Below are 25,993 nucleotides of genomic sequence, written 5' to 3' on the forward strand. Positions count from 1 at the left end.
CCGCTGCTGTGGAACGAGACCTCAGCCGCGCAGCGAGACGGTGAACGTGGTCTGCCCTGGGACGCTCTGCACGGACACCTCGCCGTCATGGGCGCCGACGACGGCAGCCACGATGGACAGCCCCAGCCCCGTGCTGCCGGCGGCGCGTGACCGGGAGCTGTCGCCGCGCGCGAACCGCTCGAACACCTCCAGCCCCTCGGGGATGCCCGGCCCGTCGTCGGTGACGGTCAGCTCCACCTGTCCGTTGTGGACGGACAGGCCGGTCGTGACCGTCGTGCCGGGCGGGGTGTGCGTGCGCGCGTTGGACAACAGGTTGCCGAGCACCTGGTGCAACCGCTGCACGTCGCCGATGACCGTCACCGGTTCGTCGGGCACGGCGATCTTCCAGCTGTGGTCCGCGGAGGAGATGCGGGCGTCACCGACCACGTCCAGCACGAGCCGGGTGAGGTCGACCTCCGCGCGTTCCAGCGGCCGGCCGTCGTCGAGGCGGGCCAGCAGCAGCATGTCCTCCACCAGCGACGTCATCCGCACCGCCTCGGACTCCACCCGGCTCATCGCGTGCGCGACCCGCGGGCTGAGCTCCTCGCCGGAGCGCCGGGTCAGCTCGGCGTACCCGCGGATCGCGGCCAGCGGCGTGCGCAGCTCGTGCGAAGCGTCCGCGACGAACCTGCGCACGCGCGTCTCGCTGTCGTGGCGGGCTTTCAGCGCGGCACCGACGTGGCCGAGCATCCGGTTGAACGCGAGCCCGACCTTGCCGACCTCGGTGTCCGGGTCGGTCTCCGGCACGCGTTCGGCGAGCGCGACCTCACCGGAGTGCAGCGGCAGCTCGGCGACACGGGCCGCGGTGGCGGCGACCCGGTCCAGCGGCACGAGCGCGCGCCGGACGATCCGCTGGCCGGCCAGCGCCGCCGCGGCCACCCCGGCCGCCGTCAACGCCACCAGCAGCCACACCATCCGCCACACGACGTCGTCCACCGGACCCGACGGCAGGCCCTTGATCTGCGCCGGTCCGACGTTGACGCGGAACGTGCCCTTGTCGCCCATGTCCACGGTGTGGTCGCCGGGACCCAGTCCGGTCAGCTGCCGCCGCTCGTGGTCCGTCATGGGCAGCGTGCGCGTGCCGGGCAGCTCGATCGTGCCCTCCACGCCGCCTTCGGTGACGCGCGCGTTGATGCCCCGGGCCCGCTGGCCGACCGCCGGTTGCACCATCTCCCGGACCTGGCGGTCGAGGTCGTGCGTGAGGAACCCGTGCAGTGCCGGCACCGCGACCGCGCCCGTGCCGACCGACAGCGCCAGCAGCACCGCGACCTGGCCGGCGATCAGCTTGCCCCGCAGCGTCTTCGGCCACGGCGCGCGCGGGCGGCCGTCGCTACGCCGCGGGCTTGAGGACATAGCCCGCGCCCCGCACGGTGTGGATCATCGGCGCCCGTCCGGCGTCGATCTTCTTGCGCAGGTAGGAGATGTACAGCTCGACGATGTTCGCCTGGCCGCCGAAGTCGTAGCTCCACACCCGGTCGAGGATCTGCGCCTTGCTGAGCACCCGCCGCGGGTTGCTCATCAGGTACCGCAACAGCTCGAACTCGGTCGCCGTCAACGAGATGTGCTCACCCGCCCGCGTCACCTCGCGCGTGTCCTCGTTCAACACCAGATCGCCGACAACGAGCCGTGCGCCCGCGTCCTCCTCCGTGACACCGGTGCGCCGCATGAGTGCACGCAACCGAAGCACGACCTCTTCGAGGGAGAACGGCTTCGTCACGTAGTCGTCGCCACCGGCCGTGAGCCCCGTGATGCGGTCTTCCACGGCGTCCCGCGCGGTCAGGAACAGCACCGGCAGGGCCGGCTGCTCGGCCCGCATCCGCCGCAGCACCTCGTACCCGTCGAAGTCGGGCAGCATCACGTCCAGCACCACCGCGTCCGGCTGGAACTCCCGTGCCGTGCGGACCGCCGTCGTGCCGTCGAGCGCCGTGCGCACGTCCCACTTCTCCATGCGCAGCGCCATCGTCATCAGCTCGGCCAGTGTGGACTCGTCGTCCACCACGAGCACCCGCACGGGCTGCCCGTCCGGCCGGCGGAGTTCGGCTTCCATCGCGCGCATGGCTCCCATCGTGACCGGTCATCCTGTGTACCGCCTGTGAGACCGTCCACCGTTCGGGCGATCAGCAGTTACGTCAATTGTGAGCAGCTATGTTCGGTCGGGGGACCCGACGACCGCCCGGAGGTGAGCGTCCTGCGCACGTTCACGCTGACGGTGATGGGGACGACCGATCTGCACGGCAACCTCTTCAACTGGGACTACTACCGCGACCGGGAGTACGACGACTTCGCGCACGACGACGTCGGGCTCGCGAAGATCTCGACGCTGGTGGCCGGCGTGCGCGCCGAGGTGGGCCGGCACCGCACGTTGTTGTTGGACGCGGGCGACACGATCCAGGGCACGCCGCTGGCCTACTACTACGCCAAGGTCGAGCCGATCACCCGCACGCACGTGCACCCGATGGCGGCCGCGATGAACGCCATCGGCTACACGGCAGCGGTGCTGGGCAACCACGAGTTCAACTACGGCCTCGACGTGCTGCGGATGTTCGAACGGCAGCTGGACTTCCCGCTGCTCGGGGCGAACGCGGTCGACGTCGCGACCGGGCTGCCCGCCTTCCCGCCGTACGTGGTGAAGACGGTGTGGCGCACCGGTGGCCCGCCGTTGCGGGTGGGCGTCCTCGGGCTCACCAACCCCGGCATCGCGGTGTGGGACAAGGTGCACGTCGAGGGCGTGCTGACGTTCCCGGGGCTGGTGGAGCAGGCGCTGCGCTGGGTGCCGGAGGTGCGGCGCCAGTCCGACCTGGTGGTGCTGGTGGCGCACTCGGGCGCGGACCTGTCGTCGTCGCTGGGCGACCAGGTGCCGTTCCCGGAGAACTGCGCGGAGCTGGTCGCGGAGACCGTGCCGGGCATCGACGCGATCCTGGTGGGACACGCGCACGTCGAGATCCCGCAGCGGTTCGTGAGGAACAGGGTGACCGGGCGGCGGGTGCTGCTGACCGAGCCGCTGTACTGGGGCAAGCGGTTGTCGGTGCTGGAGTTCGACCTGGAGCACGACGGCGGCTGGCACCTGACCGGGTCGCGGTCCTCCGTGCTGGTGTCGGCGGCGGTGCCGGAGGACCCGCGGATCGTGCGGCTGCTGCGGCACGACCACGAGAAGGTCGTGCACCACGTCAACGGGCGGATCGGCACCTGCCGTGCCGCGATGTCGGCGGCGCGGTCGCGGTTCGAGGACACGCCCGCACTGCGGTTCATCAACCACGTGCAGGCGCTGGAGCTCAAGAAGTCCACGTCGCTGCCGGTGCTGTCGCTGTGCGCGCCGTTCAACCGCGGCGCGGCGATCCCGGCCGGCGAGGTGTCCATCCGCGACGTCGCCGGGCTGTACATCTTCGACAACACGCTCGTGGGCGTGCGGCTGACCGGCGCGCAGCTGCGCGACTTCCTGGAGGAGTCGGCGCGCTACTTCCGCCAGGTCACCGCCGCGGGGCCGTTCACGCCCGAGGAGGTGTCGGCCGACGTGCCCGACTACAACTTCGACATCGCCCACGGCCTGGACGCCCCGCTGACCTACGACGTCGACATCGCCCGACCGGCCGGTTCGCGCATCACGAACCTGTCCTACGGCGGGGTGCCGGTGGCCGGTGACGAGGAGTTCGCGGTCGCGGTGAACAACTACCGGCAGGCGGGCGGCGGCGACTTCCCGCACATCGCGACCGCCCCGGTGCTGCTCGACCGGCGGCAGGAGATCCGGCAGCTGCTGATCGACTGGGTGAAGGCCGCGGGCGTGCTCGACCCCGCCGACTTCACCCGCACCGACTGGCGGCTCGTGGCCGGCGGCCACCCCGTCGTGATTTCCACGACCGGGTGAATTCTCCGGCGCGGTCCTGGGCCTTTCACCGCAGGCGGTGGCAACCGGACGGCCGGATGGGATAGGCCAGACGCGTGCAGTTGCCGCAGCGCGTCGCCATCGGCGCCATCGCCGTGCCGCTGCTGCTCGCCTCCGTGGGCGTCGCGGTGCACGCCGGGCAGGCCCCCGCGGCCGTGCCCGGCCAGCTCGTGCTCGCCGTGCGCTCGGCCGAGGTCGTGCTGGCCGGCGCCGCCACCCCGGCCGAACGCCAGGAGGTGGCCGACGCCGTGCGCTCGGTCGCCGAGAAGCACCGCGTCACCGACCTGATCACCCCGTCCACGACCGTGCGGCTGCCGGTCGCCGCGGACGAGGTCGCCTCGGTGCTGCGCGCGGTGCTCGGCGCGGACGTCACCGACTTCACCGCCGTCGTCCACACCGGACACCTCGTCGCCTCGGCACGCGTACCCGACCACACGCGTGCGGGCGCGCTCAGCGACGCCCTGCGCGCCGCGGCCCCCGGCCTGCGGGTCGACGAGGACTTCACGACTACGGGCTAGGAGCCTTCGCGTTGTTCGGGTTCTTCCTCCAGATGTTCCTGCTGTGCGCGGGCGCCTTCCTCGCGGGCGTGCTGCTCACCTGGCTGACCATGCGCTCTCGTGCGGCCGCGCAGCCGGAGACCCGCCTCTCGATCATGGAGGACCCGGTGCCGCCGGCGCCCGCGATCAAGGCGAACTCGCGCACGATGATGTTCCACACGCCCGAGTCGCCCTACTACAAGCGGATGAAGGGCGACGTGGTCTTCCACTCCGCCGAGGACGCGCTGCGGGCCGGGTACACGATGTGGACGCCACGGCCGCGCGTGCCGGCGACGACCTGACCAGGGCTCGCCGCTGGGGGCAGCGGTCAGGCCGCGGCGCGCGACCAGGCGTCGAGGGCCAGGTAGTCGGCATCGGTCAGGCCGTGGCGCGGGTCGACGCGGTGCAGGAGGGCTCGCTCGTGGTGCTCGGCGACCCAGAGGCGGTCCTTCCCGGTGATCTCGTCGTCGACCCAGGCGAACGGCCGGGTGCCTGCCAGCGCGACCAGGCCGCGGGTCTTCCAGTGCAGGCCGTCGCGGAAGTCGCGGTCCTCGGTCTCCTGGTCCTCCTGCCAGGTCGCGACGGGCAGTTCAGGCAGGCCCAGGAGGGGCGCGAGGAGGTCGTTGGCGTCGTCCATCCAGGTCGTGGCCCAGACGAGCTCGCACGGCAGCGCGGCGAGCCAGGGGCCGTGCATCGGGTCGAGGCGGGCGAGCAGCGGGTTCTCGTGGGCCGGGCCGGTGTGCCTGGTGCCGGCGAACGGGAGCAGCGGGCCGTCGACGTCGAGGAAGAGCAACGGGAGCCGGGCCATGCCGGCCACGGTAGTGCTCGTAGGCTGGTCAGCGTGATCGGTGACGTGCTCAAGCCCGGCCTCGACGTCCTCTTCTGCGGCATCAACCCCGGCCTGGTCTCGGAGGCGACCGGGCACCACTTCGCCCGGCCGGGAAACCGGTTCTGGCCCGCGTTGCATTTGTCCGGGTTCACGCCGCGGCTGTTCGCGCCGACCGAGCAGGAGGGGCTGCTCGAACTCGGGCTCGGCATCACGAACGTCGTCGCACGCCCGTCGGCCAAAGCCGATGAATTAACAATTGACGAGATGAAAGCCGGTGCGGTCGTGCTGACCGAAAAGGTTCGCACCTATTCACCGAAGGTTCTCGCGGTGCTCGGTGTGACCGTGTACCGCAGTGCGTTCGGGCGGAAGAAGGCGCAGGTCGGGCCGCAGGACGAGACCGTGGGCGGTGCGCGGGTGTGGTTGCTGCCCAATCCGAGCGGGTTGAACGCGCACTGGCAGCTGCCCGCCCTCGCCGAGGAGTTCGCCCGGCTGAAAGCGAGCGTGTAGCGCCGGAACGGCAGTTCATATTCGGAACCACTCGCAGTGGCGTGGACGGGGACAACCGTGGTCTGGTTGCATCGACTTCTGCGTCCATTCGAGTGGCCTTCGCCAGCAGGTGGAACCGGGTGCTCGAACGTGGCGTCAGAATTTGACCTTGACGCGCAGAACTCGGTGAATCTTCAACACTGGTGGGGGCGCAGTGGAAGTCAGGATTCTCGGGCCGGTCGAGCCGCCGGTGCCACCCAAGCCCGCGCAGATCCTGGCCGTGCTGGCGGTCGAGTGCGGGAAGGTCGTGCCCGTCGACCGGCTGATCGACCTCATCTGGGGTGAGGACCCGCCGCCGCAGGCCCGCAAGTCGCTGCAGGTGCACATCTCCAGCCTGCGCAGGGCCGGGTTGCCGGTGGAGCACCGGGCCGCCGGGTACGTGCTGGCCGCCGAACCGGGGCACGTCGACCTGCACGCCTTCCGCCGGCTCGTCGCGAGCGCGCAGGAGACCGCGGAGCTCAGGGTCAAGGCCGAGCTGCTCGCCAGGGCGCTGGAGCTGTGGCGCGGCACGCCGGTCGTGTTCGCGCAGACCCTCGACGTGCAGCGGCTCGCGGCGGCCGAGGCGTGGGCGGACGCCGAGCTGGCGCTGGGGCGGCACGCCGGGCTGATCGACGCGCTGGGCGTGTTCGTGGCCGAGTACCCGCTGGCGGAACGGTTGCGCGGGCAGCTCATGACCGCGCTCGCGCGGGGTGGGCGGCGGGCGGACGCGATGCGGGTGTTCCGCGAGACGCGCCGGGTGCTCGTGGACGAGCTGGGCGTCGAGCCGGGGGAGCAGCTGCAGCAGCTGTACCGGGACGTGCTGGAGGGCGCGCGGGACACGCGCCGCAACTACCTGCCGCGCGACGCCGGGGACTTCACCGGGCGGGCCGCGGAGCTGGACCGGCTGCTCGGTGGCGACGGCGGCGTGTGGTGGATCGAGGGGCCGGCGGGCGTGGGCAAGACGGCGCTCGCCGTCCACGCGGCGCACCGGCTGGCCGAGCGGTACCCGGACGGGCAGCTGTTCGTGGACCTGCACTCGCCGTCGGGGGCGCTGGACGCGTTGCTGCGGGCGATGGACGTGCCCAGCGAGCGGGTCCCGGAGAGCCCGGAGGAACGCGCGGCGCTGTGGCGGGCCCAGGTCGGCGGGCGGCGGGTCGTGATCGTTCTGGACGGCGTCACGAGCGTGTCGCAGGTCCGGCCGCTGCTGCCGGGCAGCCCCGGCTGCCTCACCCTGATCACCAGCCGCAGCCGGCTCTGCGGGCTGGAGGGCGTGCACCGGGTCCCGCTCGACGTGCTGGGCGACGACGAGGCGGTCACGCTGCTGGCGCGCATCCTCGGCGACGACCGGGTCGCCGCCGAACCGGAGCAGGCCACCGAGGTCGCGCGGCTGTGCGGGTACCTGCCGCTGGCCGTGCGCATCACCGGCGCGCGTCTGGCCGGGCGCGCGCACTGGCCCGTGTCGAAGCTCGTGCGGCGGCTGGCCGATGAACGCAGCAGGCTCGACGAGCTCGTGGCCGACGACCTGGCCGTGCGGTCGAGCCTGGAGCTCACCTACCGGTCGCTGGGCGAGGACGTGCGCCGCGCGTACCGGGTGGTCGGGTTCCTCGGGCTGCCGGAGGTGCCGAGCTACCTGTGGGTGCACCTGCTCGACGAGGACGTGCTCGACCAGCTCGTCGACGCCCGGCTGCTCGACGTCACCGGCAACGCCCGCTACCGCATGCACGAGCTGGTGCGGCTGCACGCCAGGGAGCTCGCCGAGGCAGAGGACCCGCAGCGGGAGCGCGAGGACCTGGTGCGCAGGGCCGTGATCGCCGCACTGTCCACCGTGGACGGTCTGACCGAGCAGCTCTTCCTCGCCGTTCCCCGCATGCAGGACTCGCTGGGCGTGGTCACCGCGGTGGCGCGGCCCGCGGACAAGGACGCCTGGTTCGCACGCGAGGAGTCCGTGCTGACCCGGCTGGTGGAACGCGCGGCGGAGCTGGGGCTCGCCACCACCGCCTCGCAGCTGGCCGAGGTGCTGGTGTTCGCGTGGTTCGGGCTGCGCAACCGCTACGAGGCCTGGGAACGAACACACACGGCCGCACTGGAGGCGGTGTGGCGCGCCGGTGACGTGCGGCTGGAAGCGGTCCTGAGGTGCAGCCTCGGGCAGATGCACTACAAGCGGGACAACCTGGTCGAGGCGCGCTCGTGGTTCGGCACGGCGCAGACGTTGTTCGTGGGCCTGAACGACCAGCACGGTGAAGCCGTCGCGATGAACGGCATCGGCATGGTGTGCCGCGACCTCGGCGAGTACCCGTGCGCGCTCGAAGCCCTCGGCCGCGCACGGGAGCTGCTGGCGGGCAACGACACCGAGGGCGTCGCGCACGCGTTGTACGGAATCGGCTCGGTGCACCGGGAACTGGGCGACGACGAGCAGGCGCTCGACACGCTGCACGAGGCGGAAGCCGCCTACCGCAAGGCCAACAGCCGCCGAGGGGAGGCACTCGCGGCCCGCGGCATCGGACTGGTGCACCGGGCGCGCGGCGAGCTGGACCTCGCCGAGGAGCACGTCGTGCGCGCCCACGAGATGGTCGCGGGCACCGGTGACGAGCTGCTCGGCTGCTACACCGCCCAGGCGTGGGCGAAGGTGCTGCTGCGCAAGGGCGACTTCGACCCGGCGCGGGAGCTGCTGGGCACCGCGCTGGACGGCTGCCGCGACGTCGGCGACCGGTTCGGCGAGGCGCTGGTCCGCCGCACGCTGGGGGAGTGGCGGCTCGCCCGCGGCGACCACGCCGGTGCGCGGCTGGTGCTGACCGAGGCGCTCACCGCGTGGACCGACATGGGTCTGCGGCTGTGGCGCGCGAGGACGTTGCGGGACCTCGGCGCGGCCCACGCCCGCCTGGGGGACGCGGTGGGCGCGGACCGCTGCTGGCGCGAGGCCGCGACCCTGTTCGCGCGACTGGGCACCCGTGAGTCGGGGGAGGTGCTCCAGTGGCGCGCGCGGTGGCCGGCGCAGCGGCCGCCGCTGGGGTTCCTCGCGATCAGCTGATCTCCACGGCGACGACACGAAGCCGGAGCAGTCCGTCCGGTACTCCTCGTTCCCATGGCCGGTGCTCCGGTCCTGCTCGGTGGTGACGACCCGATTCGACCCCGCACCGCCAAAAAACGGCCAAAGAACGGCCGAACACCGCGTTAGGCCTTCCTTTACCGCCCCTGCCTAGCTTTCGCGCCACCATAGGGCTGAAGGAGAGACAGCATGTTCGCACGCACGATCGCCGCTGTGGCCGCGATGCTCGCGGCCCTGGTGATGGGCGCGTCCGTCGCATCGGCGGCCCCGGCCAAGTACACGCACTCGCAGGCGACCGCACAGCTGAGCGCGGCCGGCATCACCTGGTCCTCCAGCGGCGGCTGCAGCGACCGGAACAGGTCGAACTGCACGTCGTTCGAGCAGGTGAACCAGACGACCATCGCGGGAGCCAAGACGTTCAAGAGCGCGACGGGCTGCGCGCTGAACATCACCGGCGGCACCGAGACCGGGCACGCGTCGGGCACCTACTCGCACTGGAACGGCTACAAGCTCGACTACTCGCTGTCGAGCTGCGTCACCAACTACATCAAGTCCCGGTTCTCGTCCATCGGCGGCAACAAGTGGCAGTCGAGCTCGGGCAACGTCTACTACCTCGAGTCGAACCACTGGGACGTGACGTACTACAACTGCGGCGGGTGCTGACCCGCGCCGTTGTTGCCGATCGGGCCGCGGGGCCGGTAGTAGTTGTCGGGTGATCACACTCGGCGCCGTCTACCGGCCCCAGCTGCCGCCCGAACGCCTGCGACCCGTCGTCCTCGCCGCGGAGGAGTCCGGGTTGGACTCGCTGTGGCTGTGGGAGGACTGCTTCCTGGAGAGCGGGATCGCCGCCGCCTCCGCCGCGCTGGCGTGGACGGAACGGCTGAAGGTCGGCGTGGGGCTGCTGCCGGTGCCGCTGCGCAACGTCGCGCTGACCGCGATGGAGACCGCGACGCTGGAGCGGATGTTCCCCGGCCGCGTCACGATCGGCGTCGGGCACGGCGTGCAGGACTGGATGGGCCAGGTCGGCGCGCGGGTGTCGTCGCCGCTGACGTTGCTGCGCGAGTACACCGGTGCGCTGCGGGCGTTGCTGGCGGGCGAGCGGGTCACCACGTCCGGCCGGTACGTGTCGCTGACGGACGTGGCGCTGGACTGGCCGCCCGCCGCACCGGTGCCGGTGTACGTCGGCGGCCTCGGGCCGAAGACCCTGGAGCTGGCCGCGCAGATCGGCGACGGCACCATCCTCGACTCGTCGGCGGACCTGGAGCGGGTGCGGTCGGTCCGGTCCTCCCGCGAGCACCCGGTGGTCGTCTACGTGGAGACCGGCTCGCGCGACCGCGGGCACGTGAGCGAGCTGGTGGCGTCGATGGCCGAGGCGGGCGCGTCGAGCGTGGTGCTGCAGCAGCCGGCGGCCTGCGAGGACCCGGAGGGGTTCGTGCGGTTCGTGGCGTCCGTCGCCGCCTCTCGCCCGACGGGGTGAGCCTGAGGTGGCCGCGTGCTCGGTCGCAAGAACCGCCACGCGGCGCATCGCTTCCTGATTACGGGGTACCTCTCCTGCGTGGCTGAGGTATCACTGGACATTGAGGCTCCCATCGACACGGTGTGGGCGTTGCTCGCCGACGGCTGGTCGTACGCGGCCTGGGTGGTCGGCGCGTCGCACATCCGCGACGTCGACAGCGGCTGGCCGTCGCCCGGTACGCGCATCCACCACAGCGTCGGGCCGTGGCCGCTGACCATCGAGGACACCACCGAGGTCGTCACCTGCGAACCGAAGCGCCTGCTGGAGCTGGACGCGCGGCTGTGGCCCGCCGGTGCGGCCCGCATCACGTTCACGCTGGTGGCGCGCTCGGAGACGGTGACGGAGGTGCGGATGGCGGAGAAGGTCGTGCGCGGGCCGTCGGCGCTCATGCCGTCGTTCGCGCAGGACGCGCTGCTGACCCCGCGCAACCGGGAGACCCTGCAACGGCTCGGGGCGCTCGCGAAGGGCAAGAGCTGACCCTTTCAACACCCTTTCACTAGTTACCTAGGTAAAGGGTGCTAGCGTGGCGGCATGCGAGAAGGTCAGCACCCGCCGGTCGTGGCGGAGCAACTGGGGAAGAAGTACCCGAGGGGCTGGGCGTTGCGGGACTGCACGCTCACCGTCCCCGCCGGGCGCGTCGTCGCGCTCGTCGGACCGAACGGCGCGGGCAAGAGCACGCTGATGGGCCTGCTCACCGGGCTGCTGCGGCCGACGGAGGGCCGGATCGCCGTCTTCGGCGACGTGCCCACCGGCCGCGGCATGCACCCGGCCGTCGCGTTCCTGACCCAGGCCAAGCCGCTGTACCCGCAGTTCACGGTGACCGAGACGCTGCGCTACGGCCGCACCGCCAACCCCGCGTGGGACCAGGGCTACGCCGAGGAGCTGGTCGAGAACGCGCAGGTGCCGTTCGCGGCGAAGATCGGCACCCTGTCGGGCGGGCAGCGCACGCGGGTGGCGCTGGCGCTCGCGCTGGGCAAGCGGCCGCGACTGCTGGTGCTCGACGAACCGCTCGCCGACCTCGACCCGCTGGCGCGCGAGGCGGTGCTGGCGACGCTCGTGCACGAGTGCCGCCGGCAGGGGATCACCGTCGTGCTGTCGTCGCACGTGCTGGCGGAGCTGGAGGACGTGTGCGACCACCTCGTGCTGCTGACCGGCGGGCGGGTGCGGCTCGCCGGTGACGTCGACGAGCTGCTGCGCGCCCACGCCGGACGGCCGGGGCTGGAACGGCTGAGCCGGTTGGCGCTCGCCTACATGCGCGAGGAGGTGGCGGCATGACCTGGGTCGTGTGGCGCCAGCAGCGGCCCGTGTTCGTCACGTTCGCCGCCGCGCTGGTCGTGGGGGTCCTCGCGGTGCTGCTGCTGCGCTCGGTGATGGTCGCGGACCTCACCGCCCGCTCTCTGCTGGACTGCGTGGGCAGAGGTCCCAGCGGCTGTCCCGGCACGGCGGTCAACGAGTTCCAGAGCACCTGGTACGACCGCATGCACCTCGCGCAGGGGGCGGTGATGGCGCTGCCCGCGCTGGTCGGGATGTTCGCCGGTGCGCCGTTGTTCGCCCGCGAGTTCGAGCAGGGCACGCACGCGCTCGCGTTCACGCAGTCGGTCAGCCGCACCCGCTGGGTGGTGACCAAGTTCCTCGTGGCGGCACCGCCCGCACTCGTCCTCGTGGGGGTGTTCCAGGTCGTGGTGCACAGCTGGCTGGACGCGGCCGGGCAGCTGGGACCGCTGTCGACCGGGGACTTCTTCTTCACCACCTTCGACAGCGACGGCGTCTCGCCCGTCGCGTACACGCTCTTCGCGTTCACGCTCGGCATGGTGGCGGGCGCGCTGTCCCGCCGGACGCTCGTGGCGATGACGCTGACGCTCGGCGTGTTCGTCGTGGCGCGGTTCGTGCTCGGCGGGCTGCGCAAGTCCATGCTCACGCCGACCAGGGTCGTGTCGGACGACCCGACGGCACCGTTCTCCGACCTGCAGGGCGACCAGCACCCGCTGTACGTCGACTCCGGCTTCCTCGACGCCTCCGGCGCGGTCGTGGCGGACCCGGCACCGAAGATGAACTGCGCCTCACCCGACCCGGACGCGCAGGTGGACCTGCTCGCCTGCTACCGCGGCAACGGCCTCGCGCAGCGGTACGCCGACGTCATCCCGGTCGACCGGCTGACGACGCTGCACCTGCTGGAGGCGTCGGTCTTCGCCGGCTTCGCGGCGGTGTTCCTGCTCGGTTCGGTGTGGGCCGTGCGCAGGCAGGTGTGACGGAAGGCGATCAGGGGTCCGGGTGGCACCTATGCTGAGCGGCGTGATCGAGTTTCGCATCGATCGGCACTCCGGGGTGTCCACCTATCTCCAGATCGCCGCACAGGTCAAGCAGGCCATGCGCATGGGGGTGCTGGGCCCCGGTGACAAGCTGCCGACGGCACGGGAGGTGGTGGAGGCCACCAGGGTGAACCCCAACACCGTGCTGAAGGCGTACCGCGAGCTTGAGCACGAGGGCCTCGTCGAGGGCCGCAGGGGGATGGGCACCTTCGTCACGGCCTCGCTCGCCACCGACGCGGCGAAGGCCGGTGCGCCGCTGCGGCAGGACCTGGAGCTGTGGATGGACCGCGCGGTGGGCGAGGGCCTGTCCGGCGACGAGGTCGACGCGCTCTACACGGACGTGCGTTCGACGCGCTTCTAGTGTCCACTCAGGACGTTCTACTTGGGAGAGCGGGATGAACTCAGCTGCGGTGTGCGCCGAGGGCGTGGCGAAGCACTTCGGCCGCACGAAGGCGCTCGACGGCTGCACGTTCACCGTGCCGGAGGGCAGCGTCACCGGGCTGGTGGGACCGAACGGCGCGGGCAAGAGCACGTTGCTGTCGCTGCTCGCCGGGCTCACCAAGCCCACTCACGGCACCGTGCGCGTCCATGGCACCGAGGTGCGCGGCCGGATGCACCCCGACGTGTCGCTGCTGACCCAGCGCCGCCCCCTCTACGACCGGTTCACCGTGCACGAGATGATGCGCGCGGGCGCGGCGATGAACGACCGCTGGTCGGCGGACCGCGCGTTCGAGGTGCTGGACCTGCTGGCGGGCGTGGACAAGGACGCGCGCGTGGGCACGTTGTCCGCCGGCGCGCGCACGCAGGTCGCGATCGCCATGGCACTCGGCAGGCTGCCGAAGGTGCTGCTGCTCGACGAACCGTTGTCCGACCTCGACCCGTTGGCACGCGACGAGACCGTGCGCATCGTCATGACCGAGGTCGCCGAACGCGGCACGACGGTGATCCTGTCGTCGCACCTGCTCGGCGACCTCCGCGACGTGTGCGACCACCTGCTGCTGCTCGACGAGGGCCGGATGCAGCTCGCGGGCGACATCGAGGAGGTGCTGGCCGGGCACCGGGTCCTCGTCGGTCCCGCCGGCCTCGACCTGCCCGCCGCCGGTGTCGTCGACTCGTCGCGGACACCGCGCCTGACCACCGCGCTGGTGCGCGGCGACAGCGCGCCGGACGGGTGGGAGGCGGACGTGCCCGACCTGGAGGAGCTGGTGATGGGGTACCTGCGGGCCTCACGGGCCCGCAGGTCGGCCCGTCAGTAGATCGTCCGTTCGGGTGAGTTCGCACAGTAGGTCCAACAAGCCGACGGAGCCTCGCGATGACGTCGGTACCAGTCGTACGCGCAGGTCCGGCAAGAGGTCGACCGCATGCGCGCTGAACTGGCAGGACTGCACCAGGAGTTGACCGATCGCAGGGTCAACCGCGTGAACATGCGCCGGGAGTTCTTCCACGCCACTCCGGAGGAAGTGCGTGAACTGCTCAAAAAGCATTCCGGGCAGATGCTGGAGTACGTGCTCGAACCGGAGGCGACCGAACACCGGCAAAGCCTGGTGGTCCAGGCGTAGCGCCGAGGCACCTGGAAACGCGAGTCACCCGGAAGCCCGGACCACCAGGTCGGCCCGTCAGTAGATCGCCCTGTGCAGTCCCTGCACCAGCATCCGGTACAGCTCACCCGCCGCACCGTGCCGCGCCAGCGCCGCCCGTGCCGCGTTCGCCCCGGCCGCGCCGTGCACGCCGCCGCCCGGCCACGCCGACGAGCCCGTCAGGTAGAGGCGGTCGAACGGGGTGTCCGCGCGGCCCAGGCCCGGCACCGGCCGGAACACCAGCTGCTGGTGGATGGCCGCCGTGCCGCCGTTGACGGTGCCGATGTCCTGCGGGCCCAGCACCGACCGCGCGATGATGCGGTCGCGGAAGCCGGGTGCGCGTTCCTCGATGACCTGCTCGACGCGGTCGGCGCGGCGCTTCAGCCGGTCCGGTGTCCAGGTGCCGCCCAGCGGGACGTGGGTGTACGCCCACGCCGCCTCGGTGCCCGCGGGGGAGCGGGTCGGGTCGGTCGTCGTCATCTGGCCGATGATCGAGAACGGGGTGCGCGGCACCTTGCCGCACGCGAGCTCGTGCGCGAAGCCGGCCAGGCCGTTGACGTCGCCTCCGATGTGGACGGTCCCGGCCTGCGCGGCCTCCTGGTTGGTCCACGGGATCGGGCCGGACAACGCCCAGTCGATCTTGATCGTGTCGCCGTCCCACTGGAACCTCTTCAGGTCCTCGGCGAGCCGGCCGGGCAACGCGTCCGCGCCGATCAGGTCCAGGTACAGCCGCGGTGCGGGAACGTCGGCGAGAACGGCTTTCCGCGCGCGCACGGCCGTTCCGTCTTCGAGACGCACACCCACGGCCACACCGCGCGCGTGCAGCACCTCGGTCACTCGCGCATTGGTCTCGATGCGCCCGCCGAACCTCCGCACGAGCGCCGCGCTCAGCTCACCCGCGCCGCCGCGGGGCACCGGGTTGCCGACCTCCTGCCCGAGCATGGCGAGCAGCCAGCCGAAGCCTGCGCCACCGGCCTGGTCCGGGCCGAGGTCGGTGTGCATGGCGTTGCCCGCCAGCAACACCCGCGCGCCCTCGCCCTCGAACAGCTCCTCGCCCAGCCGCCGCACCGGCAGCGTGAGCATCCGCACGAGTCGCAGCGCGTCACCGATCCCGGCGGTGCGCAGCAGCGACGCACCCCCTCGCACCGGGGGGAACGGGCGCAGCAGCGACTCGATCACAGGGCCGCGCACCTTGCGCCACTGCTCGTAGGCCGCCTGCCACGCGTCGGCGTCGCCGTGGGCGAACGAGCCCACCGACTTCGCCGTCGTCTCGACGTCCCGCGACAGCAGCGCGACCCGGTCGTCGGGCAGCACGTGCGCGAGGACGGCCGGTGCGTGCTCCCACCGCACGTCCAGGTCCAGCGCGGCGATGACCGGCGAGCCCAGCCCGAGCGGGTAGAACGCGCTGTAGACGTCGTTGGTGAAGCCCGGCGCCGTGGTCTCGGCCGACGTGACGGCACCACCGAGGGTGCCGCGCTGTTCCAGCACCAGCACGTCCCAGCCCGCGTCCGCCAGCAGTGCCGCGGCGACCAGCCCGTTCGGTCCGGAGCCGATGACGACCGCGTCGACCTCGTTCACGCACGCCTCCCCATTGCCGTGACCACCTCGCGCAGCACGTCGCGCGCATCGTGTTGTGGCCACCATCCCAGATCCTCCTGCGCGCGGGTGCAGCGCACGAGCGGAGCCCGGTCCGCCATCCGGACCCACTCCGGCGTCAGCGGCTGCAACCCCAGCCGTGCCGTCGCGCCCGCCAGCCGTTCCACCACCGGGTAGGGCAGCGGCACCCGGCCCGGCCCGACCAGGTCGGCGATCATCGGCGCGGTCAGCACCGGTTCGGCGGCGAGGTTGAACGCGCCGTGCGCCTGCTGCTCGATGATCTCGACGATCGCGCGCGCCACGTCGTCGGAGTGCACGAGCTGCAACCGCAGGCCGTCCTACAACGGCAACGGCAGCAATGGCAGCAACTTCGGTGACACCAAAGGGCCCAGCAGCCACCGTCGCAACTGCTGCGCCGCCGACGCCTGCCCGATGCCACACGGCCTGATGACCGTGCACGGCAACGGATAGCGCCGGACCATCTCTTCGAGCTTGACCTTGTGGGCGCTGTAGGTGCTGCCCGGGATTCCGGTCAGCGTCCACGACTCGTCGACCCGGCCCCAGCGCGGTGCCGGTGCGTACGCGGCGACTGACGACGCGCAGACGAGGTGCTTGACGTTCTCCTTGACGCACGCGGCGAGCACGTGTTCCGTGCCGTCGACGTTGGTCTCCTTGTGCGTGGGCTTCACCGCCCACGCGAGGTGCACGACGACGTCCGCGCCGCTGATGGCGTCGCGCAACGCCGAAAGCGTCCGCACGTCGACGCCCACGTCCTCGAAGTCGAGGTGGCGGCGCAGCGCCGTGCCGACGTTGCCGGAACCGCCGGTGACGACGACCCTCACCTGAACACCGCGACGCGGGGCCGGGACCGGGTCGCCTCGGCCGCGCGCACCGTGCGCGCCAGCTGTTCGAGCTGCTCCATCTCGTAGGCCTTGCGCAGGTGCCGTTCCCGCCAGTCGTCCTCGGTCCGCGACTGCACGACCGGTTCGCCGCCCGGCCAGACCATCGCGTTCTCGTCCCCGGCGGGCGCCTGCGCGACCAGCGTTCCGAGGTCCCCGCTCTGCGTGATCACGTCGTCAGCCATGAGGGACGGGTACCCGCAACTCCGCCGGTGAAGCGCGTCTCATTTCGTTCGGGGCCGAAGGTCTAGCACAGCGCGTGGTCGGACGGCAGTCACCTGAACCCTGCGCATCTGTGTTCCGTACCACTTAGAGAAGCGATATGAGACAACGAAACCAATACTGAGCTACCGCTCAGTACGTTCTGGCCCCTGACAAGGACTCCTGCATGCCCTTCCGCCGCGCACTGCCCACCGCCGTCGCGCTCGCCGTCCTCGCGGCCGGCTGTGGCGCTTCGAGCGACGAGAAAGCCCAGGTCAAGACCGGGCCGGGAGTCACGGACGACACGATCTCGCTCGGCATCCTGTCGGACATGACGGGGCCGTTCAAAGCGTCCGCGCTGACCAGGATCAAGGGCTACGAGCTCTACCTGGACCAGGTGAACCAGCGCGGCGGGATCTGCGGGCGCCGCATCGAGCTCAAGCAGCGGGACCACGCCTACGACGTGCAGAAGGCGCTCGACAGCTACTTCGAGCTCGAACCGCAGGTCCTCGGCCTGCTGGAGCTCGCGGGCACCCCGATGACCGCGGCCATCGAGCCGGACATCATGCAGACCCGCACCCTGACCGCGCCGGCCTCGTGGTCGGCGCAGCTGCTCGGCAACCCGCACATGATGATCGTCGGCACCACCTACGACCTCGACGTGATCAACGGCCTCGACCACTACAAGCGCCGCGGTGTCATCAAGGACGGCGACACCATCGGCCACGTGTACGTGCAGGGCAGCTACGGCGACAACGCGGTGGAAGGCAGCGAGTTCGCCGGCAGGCAGTGGAGCATGCCGGTCGCCAAGCAGGCGATCACCGAGACCACCGCCGACCTGAGCACCCAGGTCGCCGCGCTGAAGGCCGCGGGCGCCAAGGCCGTCGTCCTGAGCACCACCCCCGCCCAGACCGCCGCCGCCGTGGGCGTGGCCGCCGCGCTGAAGTGGGACGTGCCGTTCATGGTCAACGTCGTCGGCTTCGACCCGGCGATCCTCAAGTCGCCCGTCGCGGCCGCCGTGCAGAAGCAGGTGTCGGTCGTGACGTCCGTGGCGCCGTTCACCGGCACCGCCCAGGGCCCGCGCGAGGTCGCGGCCGCGTTCACCCGGCGCTTTCCCAACGACGAGCCCGCGATCTACGTCGACCACGGCTACACCGTCGCGATGGTGTTCCTCGCGGTGGTCGAGAAGGCGTGCGCGAACGGTGACCTCACCCGTGACGGGCTGCTCAAGGCGTTCCACGACACCAACGGCCTGGACACCAAGGGGCTGACGAGCCCGTTGCACTACTCGCTGGTGGGACGGCCCTCGGCGACCCAGTCGTACATCACGAAGGTGGACGCGTCGGCGCCCGGCGGTCTGACGACCGTGGAGGACCTGTTCGAGTCGGAGCTGGTGAAGGCAAAGGGCACCAGGGCCAAGTAACCCCGGTACCCACCCCTGCTTGTTGGGACGTCTGCAAGTACTGCCGACCTGAAGTCGGTGGTACTTGCAGACGCCCCTTCCACATGCCGGGCCGGGCTACTTGCCGAAGCCGGCCTTGCGGAGCGCGTCCGCCATCGAGCCGCTGGCCGGCGGCGGGGAGCTGCGACGGTCGTTGCCGCCGCCGCCACCGCCACCGCGCTGCGGGCGACGGTCACGGCCACCGCCGCCACCGCCTCCGCCGTGCTGCTTCGGCGCCGGCTTGCCCGGCTCGTCGGTCAGCCGCAGCGTCAGCCCGATCCGCTTGCGCGCCTCGTCGACCTCCAGCACCTTCACCCGCACCACGTCACCGGACTTCACGACGTCGCGCGGGTCCTTGACGTAGGTGTTGGACAGCGCGGAGATGTGCACGAGACCGTCCTGGTGCACACCGATGTCGACGAACGCGCCGAACGCGGCCACGTTCGTGACAACACCCTCCAGCACCATGCCCGGCTTCAGGTCGGCGATCTTCTCGACGCCGTCGGCGAAGGTCGCGGTCTTGAACGCCGGACGCGGGTCGCGGCCCGGCTTCTCCAGCTCCCGCAGGATGTCCGTGACCGTCGGCAGGCCGAACTTGTCGTCGACGAACGTCTCCGGCCGCAGCTTCGTGAGCACCGCGGTGTTGCCGATCAGCTCGGTGCCCGCCTGCTGCTGCATCTTGCGCACCACCGGGTAGGCCTCGGGGTGCACGGAGGAGGCGTCGAGCGGCTCGTCACCGCCGCGGATCTTGAGGAAGCCCGCGCACTGCTCGAACGCCTTCGGGCCCAGGCGCGTCACGTTCTTCAGCGCCGTGCGGGTCTTGAACGGACCGTTCTGGTCGCGGTGCAGCACGATGTTCTCCGCGAGACCGGCGGTGATGCCGGAGACGCGGGTCAGCAGCGGCACCGACGCGGTGTTGAGGTCCACGCCGACCGCGTTCACGCAGTCCTCGACCACCGCGTCCAGCGATCGCGACAGCTTCGACTCCGACAGGTCGTGCTGGTACTGGCCGACACCGATCGACTTCGGGTCGATCTTCACCAGCTCGGCCAGCGGGTCCTGCAGGCGCCGCGCGATCGACACCGCGCCGCGGATCGACACGTCCAGGCCGGGCAGCTCCGACGACGCGTACGCCGACGCCGAGTACACCGACGCGCCCGCCTCGGACACGACGACCTTGGTGAGCTTCAGCTCGGGGTGGCGCTTGATCAGGTCGGCGGCCAGCTTGTCCGTCTCGCGCGAGGCCGTGCCGTTGCCGATCGCGATCAGGTCGACGTCGTGCGCCTTGGCCATGGCCGCGAGCTTCGCGATCGACTCGTCCCAGCGGTTCGCGGGCACGTGCGGCTGGATCACGCCGTGCGCCACGACCTTGCCGGTGGCGTCGACGACCGCGACCTTCACACCGGTGCGGTAGCCGGGGTCGAGGCCCATGGTGGCGCGGGTGCCGGCGGGAGCGGCGAGCAGCAGGTCGCGCAGGTTCGACGCGAACACCTTCACGGCCTCGTCCTCCGCGAACGCCCGCAGGCGGCCGCGCAGGTCGATGCCCAGGTGCACGAGGATCCGCGTCCGCCACGCCCAGCGCACCGTGTCGGTGAGCCACTTGTCGCCGGGACGGCCCCGGTCGTCGATGCCGAACCGGGCGGCGATGCGCACCTCGAACGACGACGGACCGCTCTCGACCGGCTCCTCCGGTTCGAGGACGAGGTCGAGGACCTCCTCCTTCTCACCGCGGAACAGCGCGAGGATGCGGTGCGACGGCAGCTTGGTGAACGGCTCGTCGAACGCGAAGTAGTCCGCGAACTTCGCGCCCTCGGTCTCCTTGCCCTCGCGGACCTTCGCCACGACCCGGCCGCGTGTCCACATCTGCTCGCGCAGCTCGCCGATCAGGTCGCCGTCCTCGCCGAACCGTTCGACCAGGATGGCCCGCGCGCCCTGCAGAGCGGCCGCCGCGTCGGCGACCTCCTTCTCCGCGTCGACGTACCCGGCCGCTTCTTCCTGCGGGTTCAGGTTCGGGTCGCCGAGGAGCGCGTCGGCCAGCGGTTCGAGGCCCGCCTCCCTCGCGATCTGGGCCTTGGTGCGCCGCTTCGGCTTGTACGGCAGGTAGAGGTCCTCGAGCCGGGCCTTGGAGTCCGCGGCGAGGATCTGCGCTTCGAGCGCCTCGTCGAGCTTGCCCTGCTCGCGGATCGAGGTGAGAACCGCCGCACGGCGCTCCTCCAGCTCGCGCAGGTAGCCGAGCCGCTCCTCGAGCGTGCGCAGCTGCGCGTCGTCGAGACCGCCGGTCGCCTCCTTGCGGTAGCGGGCGACGAACGGGACGGTCGCGCCACCGTCGAGCAGTTCGACAGCAGAGCTGACCTGGCCCGAGGCCACACCGAGCTCGTCAGCGATCTTCTGGTGGATGAGCGTTGTCACAGCGGGTCATTGTGCCCTTCGCCGGATTCGGCGTGGCACGGTGGCCCGATGAGCATCGCCGAGGTCGTTCCCTCGCTGCTGGCCGGGCTGGACGTGCCCGGCTGCGACAACACGCTCGACCTGCCCGCCTCCCGCAGGGTCTGCCTGCTGCTCGTCGACGGGCTGGGCCACCACCTGCTGCGCGCCCACGCCGAGCACGCGCCGTTCCTCAGCTCGCTGGCCGGTCGCGAGATCGACGCGGGCTTCCCGTCCTCGACCGCCACCAGCCTCGCCTCGATCGGCACCGGCCTGCTGTCCGGCGAGCACGGCATCGTCGGCTACACCTTCGAGACCGGCGGCGAGGTGCTCAACGCGCTGTCGTGGACCCGGCACGACGACCACCACCACGACCTGCGCAAGACCCTCGTGCCCGAGGTCGTGCAGCCGCACCCCACGACGTTCGAACGCGCGGCAGCCGCCGGTGTCGCGGTCAGCACGGTGGCGCCGATGGTCCAGCGCGGCAGCGGCCTGACCCGCGCGGTGCTGCGCGGCTCCTGGCTCGTCGGCGCGGCGGGCTTCGGCGACCTGGCCCTCGGGGCGGCCGCGGCGCTCACCGCGGACCGCGCGTTCTGCTACGCCTACCACGCGGACCTCGACACGATCGGGCACGTTCACGGGCCCGGTTCCGAGCAGTGGCTGCTGCAGCTGGAGTTCGTGGACGCGCTGGCCGCCCGGATCGCCGACCGCCTGCCGGCCGGGTCGGTGCTCGTGGTGACCGCGGACCACGGCATGATCACGGCGGGGGAGCGGATCGACTTCGACACCGAACCCCTGCTGTGGGAGGGCGTCCGGCTGATCACGGGCGAACCGCGGGCGCGCAGCCTGCACGTGTCCGGCCCCGTCGATGAGGTCGTGTCGGTGTGGCGGTCGTTCCTCGGCTCCCGCGCGGAGGTGCTGACCCGCGCCGAGGCCGTGGCCGCCGGCTGGTTCGGCCCGGTCGCGCCGATCGCCGCGGACCGCATCGGCGACGTCGTGGTGGCCATGACCGGTGACGCGGTGCTGGTGCGCGGCCAGGCCGAACGGCGGTTCTCGGCGTTGAACGGGTTCCACGGCTCGCGGACGCGCGACGAGGTGGCGATCCCGTTGCTGTGGCTTTCTTCGTAGCTTCAGTGTCGGCCGAAACCAGAGTTCCGCCCTAGGATTTTCGTCGTGACGATCGAACTGCCAGGACCAGTGGGCTTCGTGCTCGGCGGTGGCGGGAGCCTGGGCGCGGCCCAGGTCGGCATGCTCCGCGCGCTGCGCGAGCACGGGGTGCGCCCGGACCTGGTCGTCGGCACGTCGGTGGGCTCGGTGAACGGCTCCCTGCTCGCACTGGACCCCGACCGGGCCGCGGAACGCCTCTTCGCGCTCTGGCAGGGCATGACCCGCCAGCGGGTGTTCCCCGGCGGCCCCCTCGCCCAGCTGAGGTCGTTGCGCGCCAACAAGACCTACCTCTTCCCGAACACCGGCCTGGCCGGCGTGCTCGCCGGTGGTCTCGACGGCACCACGACGTTCGAGGGCCTCTCCCTCCCCTTCGGCGCGGTGTCGGTGGACTGCGTGACCGGCGAGGCCGTCAACATCACCTCCGGCGACCTCGTCCCCGCGATCCTCGCGAGCGCCGCGATCCCCGGCGTCTACCCGCCGGTGAGGATCGCCGACCGCGTCCTCTACGACGGCGGCGTGCTGGCCAACGTCCCCATCCGCCAGGCGCTCGCGATGGGCGCGCAGTCCCTGGTGGTGCTGGACTGCGCGTTCCCCGGCCACCTGCCGACCGTGCCGGAGACCCTCGCCGAGACCCTGCTGTTCTGGGCCACGCTGGGCATGCGCAACCAGGCCGTGCTGGAGGTGGAGCTGGCCTCGCAGCAGGTGCCGGTGCTGTACCTGCCCGGTCCGCCCGTGCAGGCCGTGACACCGCTGGACTTCTCGCACACCGCGGAGCTGGTGGAGGCGTCCTACGTGGCCTCGGCCGCGTTCCTCACGTCGTTGGAGTTCGGCGGGATCGGGCTGTACGGGCACCCGTCGCACGCCTGACGTCCCTGCGCAGCGCGTTCACCCGAGCGGCCTCCCTGGTCAGGTGGTGCCGCTCGGCCAGGTTCGACGCCGCCTCCGCCGCCTCCGCGTACAACCGCGCCGCCTCGTCCAGGTCCCCGGCCTTCTCCCGCAGGTACGCGGAAACAGCCGCATACCGCGGCAACGAGGGGTCCACAGAGGACAACGCGGCCAGTCCAGCGGGTGCCCCGTCCGCCTCCCCGACGGCCACCGCGCGGTTCAACAGCACGACCGGGTTCGGCGTGAGGGCGGCCAGCTCGTCGTACCACTCCACGATCTGCACCCAGTCGGTCTCCGCCGCGGTCCGCGCGTCGGCGTGCAGGGCCGCGATGGCCGCCTGGGCCTGGAACTCGCCGAGGCGGTCGCGGGCCAGCGCCGCCTGCAGGACCTCCACGCCCTCCGCGATCAGGGCCACGTCCCACAGCGAGCGGTCCTGGGCGGCGAGGGGGATGAGACCGTCGGGGCCGGTGCGGGAGGCGCGGCGGGCGTGGTGGAGCAGCATCAGGGCCAGCAGGCCCGCGACCTCGGGGTGGTCGAAGGCGGTGTGCAGCTGCCGGGTCAGGCGGATGGCCTCGGCGGCCAGGTCGACGTCGCCGGAGTAGCCCTCGTTGAACACCAGGTAGAGGACGCGCAGGACCGTTGCCACGTCGCCGGGGCGGTCCAGGCGGGCCGCGGCGATCGTCTTCTTCGCGCGGCTGATGCGCTGCGCCATCGTCGCCTCGGGGACGAGGTAGGCGGTGGCGATCTGGCGGGTGGTCAGGCCGCCGACGGCGCGCAGGGTCAGCGCCACGGCCGAGGACGGGGACAGCGACGGGTGGGCGCACAGGAAGTAAAGGCGCAGCGTGTCGTCCGCGGTGGGCACGTCGCCGGGTGGGGGCTCGTCGAACACCGCGTCCTCGCGGCGGCGGCGGGACGACTCGGCGCGGGCGGTGTCCAGGAAGCGGCGCCACGCCACCGTCACCAGCCAGGCCCTGGGGTCGCGCGGCGGGTCCGCCGGCCACGAGCGCAGAGCCTCGACCAGGGCGTCCTGGACGGCGTCCTCGGCCGCCGCGAAGTCGGCTCCGCGGCGGACGAGGACGCCGAGCACTCCCGGCGTGAGGCTTCGGAGCTGGGAGAAGTCCACGGCCGCTACTCCGTGATCGTCGGCGTCACGCCGTAGAACGGGCGCAACTCCAGCCACTCGTGGATCGGCCTGCCGCCGGCGCCGGGGGCGGCCGAGAGCTCGCCGGCCAGTTCGACGGCGCGGGCGTGGCTGTCCACGTCGATGACCATCCAGCCGGCGATGAGGTCCTTCGTCTCGGCGAACGGGCCGTCGGTGACCGGCGGGCGGCCCTCGCCGTCGTAGCGGACCCAGGTGCCCTCGGGGGACAGGGCGTTCTCGTCGACGAACTCGCCGGTCTCGCGGAGGCGGTCGGCGAAGTCGCCCATGTACCGGACGTGCGCGGTGACCTCCTCGGGCGTCCACTGCGCCATCGGGACGTCGTTCACCGCCGCCGGCGCGCCGCGGTAGTGCTTGAGCAGCAGGTACTTGGCCATCAGGATCTCCTTCGAGTACGTCGGTCGCAACGGGGACGGAGCCGGCCGGCCGTTCTCGACATCATCCAGAAGTTTTCCTGCCAACACCTGCGGACCCTGCGGACACGAGTGGGCATGACGACCGAAGACCCTGACGACCGGGCGCTGTGGGCGCAGGCCGCCGGGGGCAGTGCGCACGCCTTCGGGGTGCTGTTCGACCGGCACGCCAGAGCGGTCTACAACCACTGCTTCCGGTTGACCGCGTCGTGGGCGGCCGCCGAGGACCAGCTGCAGGCGACGTTCCTGCTGGCCTGGCGCAAACGCGACCAGGTGCGGCTGGAACGCGAGTCCGCGCTGCCGTGGCTGCTCACCGTCGCGACCAACGTGGCCCGCAACGAGCGGCGGTCGCTGGCGCGCCGGCTGCGGCTCGCGCGGCGGGCCCACGACCCCGGCCACGTGCCCGACCACGCCGACCGGGTCGCCGGCCGGGTCGACGACCAGCGGCGGATGGCCGAGCTGCTCAAGGCCGTCGAGAAGCTGCCGCGCAACGAACGGGAGGCGCTCGCGCTGTGCGTGTGGTCCGGTGTGTCCTACGCCGACGCCGCCGCCGTGCTGGGCATCACCGAGGGCAGCGTGCGGGCTCGGGTCAGCAAGGCCAGGTCCCGGCTCAAGCAGAGCGAACTCGTGACCGCAGGGGAGGACCGATGACGAACGTGCTGCCACCCGACCGCGACCTGCCGCCCGGCCGCCAGGCGCGGATCAGGGCCGATCTCGAACAGGCGGTCTCCGGCCGCCCGCGCCGGCGGCTGCTGGTGCCGGTCCTCGCCGGGGCGGCCGCGGTGGCCGCCGTGGTCACGAGCGTCGTGCTGCTGGACCCGAAGACCCAACCGCCGCAGCCGGCCGTGCACGTCACCGACTCGCCGGCACCGGAACCGGCGCCGCGCGACACCTTCGGCCTGCGACCGGATCAGGTCACCCGGATCGAACAGGGTTGCGCGCGGGACGCGAAGGTGACCGAGCCGCTGCGGCTGGACAACTACGGCCAGGACGAGGGAGGCCGGTGGGCGCTGCTCTACACCGCCAAGGCCGCCGTGTGGTGCGAGATCGGCCGCGGTGGCGAGGAGTACGGCGCGAGCGGGCCCAACGCCCTCCACGTCGACTGGCTGGCCGGGGACTACTCCACCCACGTCGGCGGGGCGCAGCCCGGCGGTGACACGCACCCGTTCAGCCCCGCGCTGGCCGGTGCGCCCGGCTACCGCTTCCGCGCGGGCCGCGTCGGTTCGTCCGTCGCGCGCATGACGTGGCGCGACTCCGAGGGCGCGACCGGCGAGGTCAAGATCGCCAACGGCACCTTCGTGCTGCGCCGCCTGCACCCGTCCACCTGGAGCGGCGGCGGTCGCCCTGGCGACTTCCTGGTGGTGCAGGCTTACGACGCGGCGGGGAAGCCGCTCGACCCGGACAGCGACGGCGAGGGCAAGTGCTGGGTCGTGCCGGGCACGAACGAGGCGATCCCCGACTTCCGGCCGGTCGAGGAAGCGGAGCAGGACGGCCGCAAGTGTCAGCCCGCGCGACCGTGGAAGTGATGCCGCCGACGGGCGCTACCGGTCG

The 25,993-nt window shown here is 71.9% G+C and carries 28 protein-coding genes; 18 read left to right on the forward strand and 10 right to left on the reverse strand.

Annotated features, from left to right (window positions below; all coding sequences use genetic code 11):
• Window positions 1–21: 21 nt before the first annotated feature.
• Window positions 22–1,392 carry a sensor histidine kinase gene (locus ACVDFE_RS16905; RefSeq protein WP_458430997.1) on the reverse strand — a complete coding sequence of 457 codons (1,371 nt, stop codon included), beginning with the start codon at window positions 1,390–1,392 and terminating at the stop codon, window positions 22–24.
• A complete protein-coding gene (locus ACVDFE_RS16910) occupies window positions 1,370–2,095 on the reverse strand; it encodes a response regulator transcription factor (RefSeq protein WP_458430998.1) in 726 nt (241 codons plus the stop codon). Before ACVDFE_RS16910 ends, ACVDFE_RS16905 begins: the two co-directional genes overlap by 23 nt.
• Before the next feature lie 156 nt (window positions 2,096–2,251).
• Here ACVDFE_RS16910 and ACVDFE_RS16915 point away from each other — a divergent pair, with 156 nt between their 5' ends.
• The 3 genes from ACVDFE_RS16915 to ACVDFE_RS16925 all read left to right on the forward strand — a co-directional run bounded on the left by ACVDFE_RS16915 (window position 2,252) and on the right by ACVDFE_RS16925 (window position 4,757).
• The gene (locus ACVDFE_RS16915) at window positions 2,252–3,901 is read left to right on the forward strand and encodes a bifunctional metallophosphatase/5'-nucleotidase (RefSeq protein ID WP_458430999.1); all 1,650 of its coding nucleotides are present in this window, start codon (window positions 2,252–2,254) and stop codon (window positions 3,899–3,901) included.
• Window positions 3,902–3,975: 74 nt separating this feature from the next.
• A complete protein-coding gene (locus tag ACVDFE_RS16920; RefSeq protein WP_360392244.1) occupies window positions 3,976–4,437 on the forward strand; it encodes a hypothetical protein in 462 nt (153 codons plus the stop codon).
• Window positions 4,438–4,448: 11 nt separating this feature from the next.
• Window positions 4,449–4,757: a sunset domain-containing protein gene (locus ACVDFE_RS16925; RefSeq protein WP_360392241.1), complete on the forward strand. Its 309-nt coding sequence runs from the start codon at window positions 4,449–4,451 to the stop codon at window positions 4,755–4,757.
• A 26-nt stretch (window positions 4,758–4,783) separates the two neighbouring features.
• Here the strand turns inward: ACVDFE_RS16925 and ACVDFE_RS16930 are convergent, their stop codons facing one another.
• Entirely contained in the window at window positions 4,784–5,263 is a 480-nt protein-coding gene (locus ACVDFE_RS16930) for an HAD domain-containing protein (RefSeq protein ID WP_458431000.1), read from the reverse strand.
• A 33-nt stretch (window positions 5,264–5,296) separates the two neighbouring features.
• Here ACVDFE_RS16930 and mug point away from each other — a divergent pair, with 33 nt between their 5' ends.
• From mug to ACVDFE_RS16980, 10 genes are all read left to right on the forward strand, one after another.
• Window positions 5,297–5,791: a G/U mismatch-specific DNA glycosylase gene (mug, locus tag ACVDFE_RS16935; RefSeq protein ID WP_458431001.1), complete on the forward strand. Its 495-nt coding sequence runs from the start codon at window positions 5,297–5,299 to the stop codon at window positions 5,789–5,791.
• 193 nt (window positions 5,792–5,984) lie between these two features.
• Window positions 5,985–8,837, forward strand: a complete 2,853-nt coding sequence (locus ACVDFE_RS16940; RefSeq protein ID WP_458431002.1) for a BTAD domain-containing putative transcriptional regulator — start codon at window positions 5,985–5,987, stop codon at window positions 8,835–8,837.
• A gap of 207 nt (window positions 8,838–9,044) precedes the next feature.
• Window positions 9,045–9,518 (forward strand): hypothetical protein, encoded by a 474-nt coding sequence (locus ACVDFE_RS16945; RefSeq protein ID WP_360392229.1) that lies wholly within the window; start codon window positions 9,045–9,047, stop codon window positions 9,516–9,518.
• Window positions 9,519–9,567: 49 nt separating this feature from the next.
• The gene (locus tag ACVDFE_RS16950) at window positions 9,568–10,332 is read left to right on the forward strand and encodes an LLM class flavin-dependent oxidoreductase (RefSeq protein WP_458431003.1); all 765 of its coding nucleotides are present in this window, start codon (window positions 9,568–9,570) and stop codon (window positions 10,330–10,332) included.
• A gap of 78 nt (window positions 10,333–10,410) precedes the next feature.
• On the forward strand, window positions 10,411–10,848 hold the full coding sequence (locus tag ACVDFE_RS16955; protein WP_458431004.1) for an SRPBCC family protein: 438 nt from the start codon (window positions 10,411–10,413) through the stop codon (window positions 10,846–10,848).
• Between the two features lie 54 nt (window positions 10,849–10,902).
• Window positions 10,903–11,646 (forward strand): ABC transporter ATP-binding protein, encoded by a 744-nt coding sequence (locus tag ACVDFE_RS16960; RefSeq protein WP_458431005.1) that lies wholly within the window; start codon window positions 10,903–10,905, stop codon window positions 11,644–11,646.
• Window positions 11,643–12,620, forward strand: coding sequence for an ABC transporter permease (locus ACVDFE_RS16965; RefSeq protein ID WP_458431006.1), 978 nt, complete (start codon window positions 11,643–11,645; stop codon window positions 12,618–12,620). Before ACVDFE_RS16960 ends, ACVDFE_RS16965 begins: the two co-directional genes overlap by 4 nt.
• 43 nt (window positions 12,621–12,663) lie before the next feature.
• Entirely contained in the window at window positions 12,664–13,041 is a 378-nt protein-coding gene (locus ACVDFE_RS16970; RefSeq protein ID WP_360392215.1) for a GntR family transcriptional regulator, read from the forward strand.
• Window positions 13,042–13,075: 34 nt separating this feature from the next.
• Entirely contained in the window at window positions 13,076–13,936 is an 861-nt protein-coding gene (locus ACVDFE_RS16975) for an ABC transporter ATP-binding protein (RefSeq protein WP_458431007.1), read from the forward strand.
• A 105-nt stretch (window positions 13,937–14,041) separates the two neighbouring features.
• Window positions 14,042–14,239, forward strand: coding sequence for a GIY-YIG nuclease family protein (locus ACVDFE_RS16980; RefSeq protein WP_458431008.1), 198 nt, complete (start codon window positions 14,042–14,044; stop codon window positions 14,237–14,239).
• Between the two features lie 57 nt (window positions 14,240–14,296).
• Here ACVDFE_RS16980 and ACVDFE_RS16985 read toward each other — a convergent pair whose 3' ends face one another.
• From ACVDFE_RS16985 to ACVDFE_RS17000, 4 genes are read right to left on the reverse strand one after another with little or no spacing between them, the layout of a single operon-like run.
• On the reverse strand, window positions 14,297–15,835 hold the full coding sequence (locus ACVDFE_RS16985) for a phytoene desaturase family protein (protein WP_458431009.1): 1,539 nt from the start codon (window positions 15,833–15,835) through the stop codon (window positions 14,297–14,299).
• Window positions 15,832–16,155 (reverse strand): hypothetical protein, encoded by a 324-nt coding sequence (locus tag ACVDFE_RS16990; protein WP_458431010.1) that lies wholly within the window; start codon window positions 16,153–16,155, stop codon window positions 15,832–15,834. The genes ACVDFE_RS16985 and ACVDFE_RS16990 overlap by 4 nt, the downstream gene beginning before the upstream one ends.
• A 36-nt stretch (window positions 16,156–16,191) precedes the next feature.
• A complete protein-coding gene (locus tag ACVDFE_RS16995; RefSeq protein ID WP_458431011.1) occupies window positions 16,192–16,695 on the reverse strand; it encodes an NAD-dependent epimerase/dehydratase family protein in 504 nt (167 codons plus the stop codon).
• Complete coding sequence (locus ACVDFE_RS17000; RefSeq protein ID WP_360392200.1) at window positions 16,692–16,937, reverse strand: hypothetical protein; 246 nt, start codon at window positions 16,935–16,937, stop codon at window positions 16,692–16,694. The genes ACVDFE_RS16995 and ACVDFE_RS17000 overlap by 4 nt, the downstream gene beginning before the upstream one ends.
• 203 nt (window positions 16,938–17,140) lie before the next feature.
• Here ACVDFE_RS17000 and ACVDFE_RS17005 point away from each other — a divergent pair, with 203 nt between their 5' ends.
• Window positions 17,141–18,376, forward strand: coding sequence for an ABC transporter substrate-binding protein (locus ACVDFE_RS17005; RefSeq protein ID WP_458431012.1), 1,236 nt, complete (start codon window positions 17,141–17,143; stop codon window positions 18,374–18,376).
• A 96-nt stretch (window positions 18,377–18,472) separates the two neighbouring features.
• Here the strand turns inward: ACVDFE_RS17005 and ACVDFE_RS17010 are convergent, their stop codons facing one another.
• Window positions 18,473–20,803, reverse strand: a complete 2,331-nt coding sequence (locus tag ACVDFE_RS17010) for a Tex family protein (protein ID WP_360392194.1) — start codon at window positions 20,801–20,803, stop codon at window positions 18,473–18,475.
• A 48-nt stretch (window positions 20,804–20,851) separates the two neighbouring features.
• Here ACVDFE_RS17010 and ACVDFE_RS17015 point away from each other — a divergent pair, with 48 nt between their 5' ends.
• Both ACVDFE_RS17015 and ACVDFE_RS17020 read left to right on the forward strand, forming a co-directional pair.
• Window positions 20,852–21,946 carry an alkaline phosphatase family protein gene (locus ACVDFE_RS17015; RefSeq protein ID WP_458431013.1) on the forward strand — a complete coding sequence of 365 codons (1,095 nt, stop codon included), beginning with the start codon at window positions 20,852–20,854 and terminating at the stop codon, window positions 21,944–21,946.
• 45 nt (window positions 21,947–21,991) lie between these two features.
• Complete coding sequence (locus tag ACVDFE_RS17020; protein ID WP_360392189.1) at window positions 21,992–22,852, forward strand: patatin-like phospholipase family protein; 861 nt, start codon at window positions 21,992–21,994, stop codon at window positions 22,850–22,852.
• Here ACVDFE_RS17020 and ACVDFE_RS17025 read toward each other — a convergent pair.
• Window positions 22,797–23,993, reverse strand: a complete 1,197-nt coding sequence (locus ACVDFE_RS17025; RefSeq protein ID WP_360392186.1) for an RNA polymerase sigma factor — start codon at window positions 23,991–23,993, stop codon at window positions 22,797–22,799. The two genes, ACVDFE_RS17020 and ACVDFE_RS17025, sit on opposite strands and share 56 nt — an antisense overlap.
• Before the next feature lie 5 nt (window positions 23,994–23,998).
• A complete protein-coding gene (locus ACVDFE_RS17030) occupies window positions 23,999–24,406 on the reverse strand; it encodes a YciI family protein (RefSeq protein WP_360392183.1) in 408 nt (135 codons plus the stop codon).
• Between the two features lie 114 nt (window positions 24,407–24,520).
• Between ACVDFE_RS17030 and ACVDFE_RS17035 the strand changes: the two genes are divergently transcribed.
• Together ACVDFE_RS17035 and ACVDFE_RS17040 are read left to right on the forward strand one after the other, a co-directional pair.
• On the forward strand, window positions 24,521–25,093 hold the full coding sequence (locus ACVDFE_RS17035) for an RNA polymerase sigma factor (protein ID WP_360392180.1): 573 nt from the start codon (window positions 24,521–24,523) through the stop codon (window positions 25,091–25,093).
• Window positions 25,090–25,968, forward strand: a complete 879-nt coding sequence (locus ACVDFE_RS17040) for a hypothetical protein (RefSeq protein WP_458431014.1) — start codon at window positions 25,090–25,092, stop codon at window positions 25,966–25,968. The genes ACVDFE_RS17035 and ACVDFE_RS17040 overlap by 4 nt, the downstream gene beginning before the upstream one ends.
• Window positions 25,969–25,993: the final 25 nt, after the last annotated feature.

The sequence above is a fragment of the Lentzea chajnantorensis genome, assembly GCF_054300775.1.

Coding starts and splice junctions, on each gene's coding strand:
- ACVDFE_RS16960 (WP_458431005.1), top strand. CDS start 10,903: ATGCGAGAAGGTCAGCACCCGCCGGTCGTGGCGGAGCAACTGGGGAAG.
- ACVDFE_RS17035 (WP_360392180.1), top strand. CDS start 24,521: ATGACGACCGAAGACCCTGACGACCGGGCGCTGTGGGCGCAGGCCGCC.
- ACVDFE_RS16965 (WP_458431006.1), top strand. CDS start 11,643: ATGACCTGGGTCGTGTGGCGCCAGCAGCGGCCCGTGTTCGTCACGTTC.
- ACVDFE_RS17015 (WP_458431013.1), top strand. CDS start 20,852: ATGAGCATCGCCGAGGTCGTTCCCTCGCTGCTGGCCGGGCTGGACGTG.
- ACVDFE_RS16980 (WP_458431008.1), top strand. CDS start 14,042: ATGCGCGCTGAACTGGCAGGACTGCACCAGGAGTTGACCGATCGCAGG.
- ACVDFE_RS17040 (WP_458431014.1), top strand. CDS start 25,090: ATGACGAACGTGCTGCCACCCGACCGCGACCTGCCGCCCGGCCGCCAG.
- ACVDFE_RS17005 (WP_458431012.1), top strand. CDS start 17,141: ATGCCCTTCCGCCGCGCACTGCCCACCGCCGTCGCGCTCGCCGTCCTC.
- ACVDFE_RS17000 (WP_360392200.1), bottom strand. CDS start 16,937: ATGGCTGACGACGTGATCACGCAGAGCGGGGACCTCGGAACGCTGGTC.
- ACVDFE_RS16905 (WP_458430997.1), bottom strand. CDS start 1,392: ATGTCCTCAAGCCCGCGGCGTAGCGACGGCCGCCCGCGCGCGCCGTGG.
- ACVDFE_RS16975 (WP_458431007.1), top strand. CDS start 13,076: ATGAACTCAGCTGCGGTGTGCGCCGAGGGCGTGGCGAAGCACTTCGGC.
- ACVDFE_RS16910 (WP_458430998.1), bottom strand. CDS start 2,095: ATGCGCGCGATGGAAGCCGAACTCCGCCGGCCGGACGGGCAGCCCGTG.
- ACVDFE_RS17030 (WP_360392183.1), bottom strand. CDS start 24,406: ATGGCCAAGTACCTGCTGCTCAAGCACTACCGCGGCGCGCCGGCGGCG.
- ACVDFE_RS16945 (WP_360392229.1), top strand. CDS start 9,045: ATGTTCGCACGCACGATCGCCGCTGTGGCCGCGATGCTCGCGGCCCTG.
- ACVDFE_RS16930 (WP_458431000.1), bottom strand. CDS start 5,263: ATGGCCCGGCTCCCGTTGCTCTTCCTCGACGTCGACGGCCCGCTGCTC.
- ACVDFE_RS16915 (WP_458430999.1), top strand. CDS start 2,252: ATGGGGACGACCGATCTGCACGGCAACCTCTTCAACTGGGACTACTAC.